The sequence below is a fragment of the Verticiella alkaliphila genome, from assembly GCF_018904615.1.
Taxonomy (GTDB): Bacteria; Pseudomonadota; Gammaproteobacteria; order Burkholderiales; family Burkholderiaceae_B; genus Verticiella; species Verticiella alkaliphila.
In genome coordinates, this window is record NZ_JADCNH010000042.1 from 25859 (window position 1) to 35086 (window position 9228).

General features: G+C 65.3%; 7 protein-coding genes, 2 tRNA genes and 1 pseudogene. 7 read left to right on the forward strand and 3 right to left on the reverse strand.

Going from position 1 to position 9228, the window contains the following annotated elements:
- The 4 genes from IMZ29_RS19130 (at position 1) to IMZ29_RS19145 (ending at position 4462) form a co-directional block, all read left to right on the forward strand.
- Positions 1 to 77, forward strand: a tRNA-Arg gene (locus IMZ29_RS19130).
- 145 nt (positions 78 to 222) lie between these two features.
- Positions 223 to 299, forward strand: a tRNA-Arg gene (locus tag IMZ29_RS19135).
- 204 nt (positions 300 to 503) lie between these two features.
- The gene (locus tag IMZ29_RS19140; RefSeq protein ID WP_216187101.1) at positions 504 to 3179 is read left to right on the forward strand and encodes an ATP-binding protein; all 2676 of its coding nucleotides are present in this window, start codon (positions 504 to 506) and stop codon (positions 3177 to 3179) included.
- A gap of 161 nt (positions 3180 to 3340) precedes the next feature.
- On the forward strand, positions 3341 to 4462 hold the full coding sequence (locus IMZ29_RS19145; protein ID WP_216187103.1) for a 5-methyltetrahydropteroyltriglutamate--homocysteine S-methyltransferase: 1122 nt from the start codon (positions 3341 to 3343) through the stop codon (positions 4460 to 4462).
- A 107-nt stretch (positions 4463 to 4569) separates the two neighbouring features.
- Here the strand turns inward: IMZ29_RS19145 and IMZ29_RS19150 are convergent, their stop codons facing one another.
- Together IMZ29_RS19150 and IMZ29_RS19155 are read right to left on the reverse strand one after the other, a co-directional pair.
- Complete coding sequence (locus tag IMZ29_RS19150) at positions 4570 to 5124, reverse strand: DUF4168 domain-containing protein (protein WP_216187105.1); 555 nt, start codon at positions 5122 to 5124, stop codon at positions 4570 to 4572.
- Between the two features lie 243 nt (positions 5125 to 5367).
- Positions 5368 to 5955, reverse strand: coding sequence for a superoxide dismutase (locus tag IMZ29_RS19155; protein WP_216187108.1), 588 nt, complete (start codon positions 5953 to 5955; stop codon positions 5368 to 5370).
- A gap of 205 nt (positions 5956 to 6160) precedes the next feature.
- Here IMZ29_RS19155 and IMZ29_RS19160 point away from each other — a divergent pair, with 205 nt between their 5' ends.
- Both IMZ29_RS19160 and IMZ29_RS19165 read left to right on the forward strand, forming a co-directional pair.
- A complete protein-coding gene (locus IMZ29_RS19160) occupies positions 6161 to 6751 on the forward strand; it encodes a DUF2239 family protein (RefSeq protein WP_216187110.1) in 591 nt (196 codons plus the stop codon).
- A gap of 136 nt (positions 6752 to 6887) precedes the next feature.
- Positions 6888 to 7130 carry a GlsB/YeaQ/YmgE family stress response membrane protein gene (locus IMZ29_RS19165; protein ID WP_216187112.1) on the forward strand — a complete coding sequence of 81 codons (243 nt, stop codon included), beginning with the start codon at positions 6888 to 6890 and terminating at the stop codon, positions 7128 to 7130.
- A gap of 92 nt (positions 7131 to 7222) precedes the next feature.
- Here the strand turns inward: IMZ29_RS19165 and IMZ29_RS19170 are convergent.
- A pseudogene (locus tag IMZ29_RS19170) lies at positions 7223 to 7671 on the reverse strand (PA2169 family four-helix-bundle protein).
- A gap of 380 nt (positions 7672 to 8051) precedes the next feature.
- Here IMZ29_RS19170 and IMZ29_RS19175 point away from each other — a divergent pair.
- Positions 8052 to 9228 (forward strand): OpgC domain-containing protein (locus IMZ29_RS19175; protein ID WP_216187114.1); only part of this gene is annotated, 1177 nt, incomplete at its 3' end.

The following is a 9228-nucleotide window of genomic DNA, read 5'->3' on the forward strand; positions in this document are numbered from 1 at the left end:
GCGCCCGTAGCTCAGTTGGATAGAGTACTTGGCTACGAACCAAGGGGTCGTGGGTTCGAATCCTGCCGGGCGCGCCACCTAATGCTGCGAAAAGCCGTCCTTCGGGGCGGCTTTTTTGTTTTTCCGGTCGCGGCGATGGCCACGGCATTTCGTACGGGCTCACCGGCAATCGACAGCTTGTCGAAATTCGTGCTATAGTCGATCCTCTTTGCAGTACACAGCGCGCCCGTAGCTCAGTTGGATAGAGTACTTGGCTACGAACCAAGGGGTCGTGGGTTCGAATCCTGCCGGGCGCGCCATTCTCTATAGCGCTTTGCGCGCATCTTCGCGGCGCCTTGCCGCCCCGGAATCGTCTTGATCCGTCCTGTGGTCAGACTGGCGCTTCTTTCGATGCCGCAGGCCTTGCGGTCGTCCACCGCCATTCCGCGTTTTTCCTCCGCCTTCCGATCGTCACCGCGTTGGCCACTGGCCGCCTGTCCGTCGGGGTTCATGCCCTCGTTGCCATGACTGCTTTCGCACGTCCCACTGCAGACGAGGATGCTGTGCGCGTCGTCCCGTTGCCGTCTGCGGCCACCCCGCCCGATGTTGCCTGGCCCTATGCGGGTGGCGAGATGGGCGAAGCCATTCGGTTGTTCGACTGGCGCGAGACGCCCGTCGGACCGCGCGAGCACTGGACGCCGGCGCTACGCAACGCCCTCACGCTGATGCTCAACTCCCCCGAGAGCATGTATCTGCTCTGGGGACCCGAGCTCGTCTTCTTCTTCAACGACGCCTACCGGCCCATTCTCGGGCCGCGGCTGGATGGCGCGCTCGGGCAGCCTCTGCCGGCGCTCTGGGCGGATGCGTGGCCTTCGGTGCAGCCCACCATCGAGCTTGCCTTGCGTGGCGAATCCTCGCGCTTCGAGGACTTGCCGATTCCCATGGCCCGCTACGGCGAGCCGGAGCAGACGTGGTGGTCGTTCTCTTTTTCACCCCTCTACGGCGACGAGGGTAGGATCGAAGGCGTCTTCTGTGCCACCACCGAGACGACGGGCCGTGTGCGCGCGCGCCAGCGTCTGCAGGGCGAACGCCAGCGCCTCGCGCGCATGTTCGAGCAAGCGCCGAGCTTCATGGCATTGCTGGTGGGCCCGGAGCACCGCATCGAGCTCGCGAACCCGCGCTATCTGGCACTGGTGGGCAATCGGCAGGTGGTCGGGCGTCCGCTGGGCGAGGCGTTGGGCGACGCGGTGGAGCAGGGCTATCTGCGTCTGCTGGACGAGGTGTATCGCACGGGGCAGCCCTATACCGCCGAGTCTGCCCGCTACGATGTCCAGCCCTACCCGGGTGCGCCGATCGTCGAGCATTACGTCGACTTCGTGCTGCAGCCACTGATGGATCCGGACGGCGTCGTCACCGGCATCGTCGTGCAAGGGGTGGATGTGACGGCGCGCACCCGCGACGAGCGGCGGCGCCACAGTCTCATCGAGCTGGACCACGCCCTGCGAGATGGCGGCGATCCCCATGCGCTGGCCATGCTCGCGAGCGAGTTGCTCGGCCGCGCGCTGGGCGCCAATCGCGTGGGCTACGGCACCATCGACGAGTTGACGGCCACGCTGCATTGCGCGGGCGACTGGACCCTGCCCGGCGTGCCCAGCGTGGCCGGGCTAACGCCCTTGCGGCACTACGGATCCTTCATCGACGACATGCAGCAGGGCTTGTCGGTGGCGATCAACGACACGGCGACGGATCCGCGCACGTGCGATCCGGGGCAGGTCGAGCGCCTGGCGGACCTGCAGGTGCGCGCTTTCGTCAACGAATCGCTGCTCGAGCACGGCCGCCTCGTTGCGATGTTCTTCGTGACCGACGACAAGCCTCGCGTCTGGTCCGACGACGATCTGGCCTTCATCCGCGAAGTGGCGTCGCGGGCGCGGGTGGCGATCGAGCGTTCGCGTGGCGTACAGGCCTTGCGCGAACTCAACGAGACGCTGGAGCAGCGGGTGGCCGAGCGCACGCAGGCGTTGCTCGCCGCGGAGGCGCAACTGCGCCAGTCGCAGAAGATGGAAGCCGTCGGCCAGTTGACGGGCGGTCTCGCCCACGACTTCAACAACCTGCTCACGGCGGTGACGGGCGGGCTCGAGCTGCTGCGTTCGCGCCTCGCGCAGCGGCGCTATGACGAGCTCGAACGCTACCTCGGCATGGCGCAGAACGGTGCCCGGCGCGCGGCCGCGCTCACCCAGCGGCTGCTGGCCTTTTCGCGGCGCCAGACGCTCGCGCCCACGGTGGCCGACGTGGATCGGCTGGTGGCAGGCATGCGCGAGATCATTGCCCGCACGCTCGGGCCCGGCGTCGCCCTGGACGTGCGCACCACGGAGGGCCTGTGGAGCGTGCTCATCGACACGCCGCAGCTCGAGAGCGCCTTGCTCAACCTGTGCATCAACGCGCGCGACGCCATGCCGGACGGCGGCCATCTGGTGATCGCCACCGGGCATGTCGGTCTGGCCGCGAATGCCGCCAGCGAACTCGATCTGCCAGCGGGCGAGTACGTCACGTTGAGCGTGACGGATGACGGCATCGGCATGTCCTCGGATATTGTCGGCAAGATCTTCGATCCGTTCTTCACGACCAAGCCGACCGGGCAGGGCACCGGGCTTGGCCTGTCGATGATCTACGGCTTCACGCGGCAGTCCGGTGGGCAGGTGCGCGTGGCATCCACGCCGGGGCTGGGCACGGCCATGACGCTGTATCTGCCGCGCCATGCCGATGCGGTGCCTGCGGGCGAGGCGCCTGTCGTGCTGGCGAGCGATGCGGGTTCGCTCGCCGGTGCGAGCATTCTCGTGATCGAGGACGAGGCGCCGATCCGTGCGCTGATGGCCGAAGTGCTCGCCGATGCGGGATGCCGCGTGCTGGAGGCGGCCGACGGCGCTGCTGGCCTGCGCGTGCTGCGCGGCAGCGAACGCATCGATCTGCTCATCACGGACGTCGGCTTGCCCGGTGGGCTGAACGGGCGCCAGGTGGCCGATGCCGGCCGGGCGGTGCGGCCCGGACTGCGCGTCCTGTTCGTCACAGGGTATGCGTCCAAGGCGGCAGTGGGCGCAGGGGATCTGGACGAAGGCATGAGCGTGCTCACCAAGCCCTTCAACGTGCTGGACCTCGAATCGCGCGTGCGCGATCTGATTGCTGGCCGAGGGCAGGGCGGCTAGCTGGAGTCCGCACGGGTCTCATGTCATCATGACAAACCCGCCTTGAAGCGCCGCTCCGACGGCCGGATAATGCAAGGTTCTCCGATGCCGTGCGCAAGCCTCGTGCGCGGCATCGCCAGCCGACTGGCGTCGCCTCGCGACGCCGTTTATGGAGTTCTTTCGTGAGCGTACCCCTGAACCCTCCGTTTCGCGCCGACCACGTCGGCAGCTTCCTGCGCCCCCGTTATCTGCTGGAAGCGCGTGAGCAATTCAGCAAGCGCGAGATCGATGCGGCTGCCCTGCGCAAGGTCGAAGACCGTGCGATCAGCGAGATCGTGAAGTTCCAGGAAGACGTCGGCCTGAAGTCCATCACCGATGGCGAATTCCGTCGCACGTACTTTCACGTGGACTTCCTGCAGCAGATCGGCGGCGTGCAGAGCGACGTGCCGGTGCTGGTGCAGAAGGCCGATGGCACCGAAGAGCTCGCCCCGCCCGTCATGCGCGTCGTGGACAAGGTCCGCCACGTGAAGGACATCCAGGTCGATGACTTCAACTTCCTGAAGAGCCAGGTGTCTGCGGGCAGTGTGCCCAAGGTCTGCATCCCGTCGCCGACGATGCTGCACTTTCGCGGCGGCCGTGCCGGGATCAGCAAGCAGCACTATCCCGAGTTGGATCCGGAGTTCTACGACGACGTGGCCGAAGCCTACGGCCAGGAACTCCATGCCCTGTCGCGCGCAGGCTGCACGTACGTCCAGATGGACGACACCAACCTCGCGTATCTGTGCGATGAGCGTATGCGCGAAGCCGCCCGCCAGCGCGGTGACGATCCCAATGAGCTGCCGCACCGCTATGCCACCTTCATCAACAAGGTCGTGGCACGCAAGCCTGCGGGCATGACGCTCGCCATTCACTTGTGCCGTGGCAACTTCCGCAGCACGCACGCGGCCGAGGGCAACTACGAGCCGGTGGCCGAGGCGCTGCTGGCCGAAATGAATCTGGACGCCTACTTCCTGGAGTATGACGACCAGCGTTCGGGCGACTTCCGTCCCTTGCGCTTCCTGCCGAAGAACAAGCTCGCCGTGCTGGGCCTGGTCACCACGAAGTTCGGCAAGATGGAATCCAAGGACGACCTGAAGCGTCGCATCGACGAGGCCGCCAAGTACGTGCCGATCGAGCAGCTCGCGCTGTCGCCGCAATGCGGCTTCTCGAGCACGGTGCATGGCAACGACATCGAAGTGCAGGTGCAGCGCGACAAGCTCAAGCTCGTGCTGGACGTGGCGCGCGACGTGTGGGGCGACGCCTGATCGCCGGCGGGGGCGGGTGTGATGCCCGCCTGACGTGACTAGGGCCGTACTGCCCAGGCAGTACGGCCCTTTCCTCGTGCAGCGACCCCGTCAGGGGCCGCCAACACTTACTGGAGCATCTGCTGCGCGCGAGCGTGCAGTTGCGGGTCCTGTTCCAGGGCTTCGCTGATGCCGTTGAACTCGTCGACGGTCAGACCGCTTTCCTGTACCGCCGAGGCCATGCGGTCATTGGCTTCCGCCACGATCTGCTGCTGAGCGGATTGATCCGGGGCGGTCTGCAGACGTTGCGTGTATTCGTCCGACAGGACGGCAACCTTCTGCGCGGATTCGACGAACTGCTGCAGTTGCGCGTCCGTCACCGACGCGGGATCCAGCGCGCCAGCGCTGGCGATCGGATCGGCAGCTGCCGGTGCGGTGCCCGCCATCGGATCCGCTGCCGCCGCACCCGCCATGGGATCGGCCGGAGCGGTCATCGCGCCAGGCGCGGTATGGGTCGGTGCGGGTGCAGCAGTCGCGGGTGCCGTGGCACTTGGCGCGCCAGCGGGCGCAGTCGACTCCGAGACCGAAAAGCTCGAGGTGGGCTGCGCATGCGCGATGGCGGCTGTACCGACACCGGCGCAAAGCAGGGCGGCCGAGCAGAAAGTCGCGATGCGTTTGTGCATGTAAATCCTCCGTGGTTGCGCTGTCAGCGAGTCGCCAGTATCTCTGTGTTGTCAGCTTCGCGTCAGCGAGCGTTTGTTTGAGGCTGTGTCGAGGCATGTCGGCACAGGGCGCCCGAGAGCCGGGCAGCGCAGGGGGTCGATCCCCAGGGGAGGGTGCCCGATTCGGGCAGCCCGTCCGCGGCCAGCGCGGGACGGGCTTTGTTACCGATGCGAGGCCATGACGGCCTCGCTTGACCCGGGCGATCAGGCCTTGGCGAAATTTTCCTGCGCAAAGGTCCAGTTGACCAGGTGGGTCAGGAAGGTCTCGACGAACTTCGGGCGCGCATTGCGCTGGTCGATGTAGTAGGCGTGTTCCCACACGTCGATCGTGAGCAGCGGCACGTCAGCCGTCGTGAGCGGCGTGGCGGCGTTGCTGGTGTTGACGATGTCGACCGAACCATCGGCCTTCTTCACGAGCCAGGTCCAGCCCGAGCCGAAGTTGCCCACGGCGCTGTTGGTGAAAGCTTCCTTGAACTTGGCGAGATCGCCCCACTTGGCCTGAATGGCCTCAGCCAGCTTGCCCGAAGGCTCGCCGCCGCCCTGGGGCGTCAGACAGGACCAGAAGAAGGTGTGGTTCCAGACCTGGGCAGCGTTGTTGAAGATGCCGCCTTGCGAGCTGCGCACGATCTCGACCAGATCCTGGGATTCGTGCGGGGTACCGGCGATCAGCTTGTTCAGGTTCGTGACGTAGGCCTGGTGATGCTTGCCGTAGTGGTAATCGAAGGTCTCGGCGCTCATGTGCGGCTCGAGAGCATCCTTGGCAAACGGCAGGGGGGGCAGCGTGTGTTCCATATCACTCCAGATCAGTTGCGTCACACAGGGTGCGGGCACACCCGGTGTGCCGGCTACAGTCGAGTAGCCAGCGACCTTCGTTGTAGATACGCGGCAGGAATATGTCAATGGATTGCTTGGAAAATTGAGGTGCTGACCTCGCTTGCATCGTGAATTAACCCGGGTATAATTCCGGCGCATCATGTGGTGTCACTGGGAGTCGTACATGTCCTATCCCGCCGATCTGCCTGCTACTGTCTTTGATGGCGGTACGGCCGTCGCCAATGGTCCGCTGGCCGAGACTTTGTCGCTCGGACTGCGTTACGTCGCGCGCCTGCCGGAAGCGGTGCTGGTGGCGTACAGCGACGTCACGGGCGAGCGCCTGGACATCGACTGGTCGGGGGACGAGCAGGCCGTGCTGCAACGATTGCTGCCGGCAGCGCAGATGGCCGCTGCCATGCCCGTGGACGATCCTCGCCGAGGGCCGGGACGGCCCCGATTGGGCGTGGTGGCGCGCGAGGTCACACTGCTGCCCAGGCACTGGGAGTGGCTCAATGCACAATCGGGGGGGGCCTCCGCAGCCCTTCGCCGCTTGATCGACGAGGCGCGCAAGACCAGCGAAGCCCGCGAGAGTCAACGGCGCGCGCAGGATGCGGCCTATCGATTCATGCAGGCGGCTGGTGGTGATCTGCCAGGCTACGAGGAGGCCTTGCGGGCCTTGTATGCGGGCGATGCCCTCCAGTTCGACGCCCAGCTTGCCGCCTGGCCGCCGGATTGGCGCAATCACGCCTTGAGACTGGGATTCGGGCCGCGCTGAGCGGCAGGATGTGGGACAAACGCCACGCGGCCGTGAATGTCTGCCGCGCATGGCATGACGCTCGCTATGATGGACTGGCCGCGGCAGCGGGCCGGGCGTGCGGTCTTTCCGTCAACACCAGCAACGAGGGCAAGCCATGAACATTCTCATCATGATCATCGTGGGCTTCATCGTGGGGCTGATTGCCCGGGCGATCATGCCCGGCACTCAGAAAATGGGGATCATCCTTACCACGATCCTGGGGATCATCGGGGCCGTTGTCGCCGGCTATCTCGGCCAGGCGCTCGGGTGGTATCAGCCGGGCGATGCGCCTGGATGGATTGCGTCGATCATCGGCGCCATCATCGTGCTCGGCATCGTGGGCTTGGTAAGACGTTAGGTTTGACACGGCAGCACCATGAGAAATGGCCAGTCCCGGGAGGGACTGGCCATTTCTCATGCAAAGGGGCGAAAGCCCCTTCACGTCAGTGGTCAGGCGCTGGCGCGATGCTGGTCGCGCAGGGCCTTGATTTGGTCGTGGTTGCGCAGCACGCCGTCGTACTGGCGCTGCACGATGGCACGGATGTTCTCCGGCAGAGTCTCCTGAAGGGCTTCGGCGTACTCCTTCTTGGCGTGGTCTTCACCGCGCTCGCACTCTTCCAGGATGGCCTTGTCTTCTCGACCGGCCACGGCAGCCTTCAGATTCACCCAGCCACGGTGCATGGCACCGGCCACCGTGCCGCTGTCTTCTGGCTTGCCACCAGCTGGGCGACCAAGGCCTGCAGTTCGGCGGCAGCGGCGGCGCATTCCTGGCCACGCGTGCGCAGCAGGTTGCGCAGTTCCGGATTCTTGGCGTCGTCGGCCGCAGCCACGAAGCCCTTCTCGCCGTTCTTGGAGGTCTCGATCAGATGGTTCAGAACTTTGACGACGTTGTCAGCCATGGTGCTTCTCCTAGTTTGACGATGGGTAGGTAAGGGGTCCGAAGCGATTGCTTCGTCCTGCCCAGCATCAAGCAATGCCCATTCCCGATCCGCGGCGAAATTTTGGGAATGCGGCAGAAAATACCGAAGATTGTTACGAAGTCTGACGCAAAGCTGACGCGGTGCTGACGGCGGGCGTGATCGGCCAATTCAGCAAGCGGTGTGCCGATACTCGGTTCGTCGGGACACAGGTATCATCCCGGCCCCACGCTGACCGCCCGGATTCGGGCATTCCCCGATTTACATTGCGTCGCCAACTTTAAAACCCGGTGTCTGCCGCTTGCGTACATTGGATCCATCCCAATGCTTTGCTGCCGGCATGCCGCCGTCGCCTGACTCGCATGGCCAATCAACGTTCTCTCGAAATCGATGTCTTCCGCGGTCTGGTGCTGATCTTCATCGTCGTCGATCACATCAGCGGCAGCGTGCTTGCCTGGACTACCCTGCGCAACTTCGCCATCGCCGATGCCACCGAAGTCTTCGTCTTTCTTGCCGGCCTGGTGACCGCCATGGCCTACACCGGGCTCGCCCGTCGCCGTGGTACCGAGGTCGCAGACCGGCGTTTCTGGAAGCGGTCGTGGGAAATCTACCGCGCCTTCCTCGTCTGCGGCGTGCTGATGTTCGCCGCGGGGGGCCTGCTCCTGTGGTGGCAATTGCAGACGCCGGCCCTGGGTGCGACGGAAGTGAAGGATTTCATCGCGTCGCCAGGCCGCAGTCTGTTCGAAGTGCTGACGTTGCAGCGGCAGCCGTTCCTGGCCGACATTCTGCCAATGTACGCCTTCTTCGCCATCATGGCGCCGCTGGCCATTCGGCTCGCGCGCCGCGATTGGACGTGGCTGCTGGCGGCCAGCGTGGGTCTGTGGCTGATCGCACCCTGGTTGGGTAGCTTCCTGCCGACCACCACCATTCCGCACTGGTCATTCAACCCGTTCGCGTGGCAAATCGTGTTCGTGCTCGGCCTCATCGTGGGCCTGTATCCGGAATTGCCGCAGCAGCCCCAGGGCATCACGCGCCGTCTGCTGACGGTGGCGGCCATCGTGATCGTCGTGATGGGCGCCATCGTCTCGCTGTTCTCGTATCACGAGTCATTGCGTATGATTTTCCTGTCGACCTGGCTCGAGAAAGGATTGCAGACCTTCTCCAAGCCCAATGCGTCGGCGGTGCGCGTGGTGAATTTCATGGCCATCGCCTGGCTGGTGTATGCCGCTGTGCAACGCGGGTGGTTCGATCGCCTGTTTGCGCGGATGAAGCCGGTGGCCCTCGTGGGTAAGAATGGACTCGTATGCTTCGTAGGCGGTGCGGTGATCTCGATTCTGGCCGAGGCCCTGGCGTTCGCGCTGTCGGGCGGCCCGCCCAGCCGGCCGGTGGGCCTGTTGGCGGACGTGGTCGCGATTGCCGCGCTGATCGGCCTTGCGGTCCTGTGGGAACGCCGCCGCGACACGCCGGCACCGCAGCCGGCGCGTCAGGGATTCCCGGTCGTGCCCGCGCAGGCACTGGCCACGCCAGCAGGCGGGCACG

Bases quoted from the DNA above. Each gene is read 5' to 3' on its own strand.
- IMZ29_RS19155 (WP_216187108.1), bottom strand. From the start codon at position 5,955: ATGGAACACACGCTGCCCCCCCTGCCGTTTGCCAAGGATGCTCTCGAG.
- IMZ29_RS19165 (WP_216187112.1), top strand. From the start codon at position 6,888: ATGAACATTCTCATCATGATCATCGTGGGCTTCATCGTGGGGCTGATT.
- IMZ29_RS19160 (WP_216187110.1), top strand. From the start codon at position 6,161: ATGTCCTATCCCGCCGATCTGCCTGCTACTGTCTTTGATGGCGGTACG.
- IMZ29_RS19140 (WP_216187101.1), top strand. From the start codon at position 504: ATGACTGCTTTCGCACGTCCCACTGCAGACGAGGATGCTGTGCGCGTC.
- IMZ29_RS19150 (WP_216187105.1), bottom strand. From the start codon at position 5,124: ATGCACAAACGCATCGCGACTTTCTGCTCGGCCGCCCTGCTTTGCGCC.